The organism is Staphylococcus sp. GDX8P80P (assembly GCF_017893095.1).
Taxonomy (GTDB): Bacteria; Bacillota; Bacilli; order Staphylococcales; family Staphylococcaceae; genus Staphylococcus; species Staphylococcus borealis.
In genome coordinates this window covers 1-307 of sequence record NZ_JAESMI010000230.1, presented here as the reverse complement: position 1 = coordinate 307, position 307 = coordinate 1, and the positions used below count along the sequence as shown (strand labels likewise).

General features: G+C 41.0%; 1 protein-coding gene. It reads right to left on the bottom strand.

The genetic code is table 11. The features are described 5' to 3' along the window. Positions 1–307: hypothetical protein (locus tag KA858_RS12595; protein ID WP_281058938.1), on the bottom strand; the 307-nt coding region annotated here is incomplete at both ends.

Below are 307 nucleotides of genomic sequence, written 5' to 3'. Positions count from 1 at the left end.
ATTCAACAAGTGCAAGCACTTCATTAAGTGCATCAGCATCAACAAGCGTGAGTGAGTCAACAAGTGCAAGCACGTCATTAAGTGGATCAACGTCAACAAGTGTGAGTGATTCAACAAGTGCAAGCACATCATTAAGTGGATCAACATCAACAAGTGTGAGTGATTCAATAAGTGGAAGCACATCATTAAGTGGATCAACATCAACAAGTGTGAGTGACTCAACAAGTGCAAGCACGTCATTAAGTGGATCAGAAAGTACGAGTCTTTCAGACTCATTAAGTGCAAGCACATCAGTTAGTGCATCAAC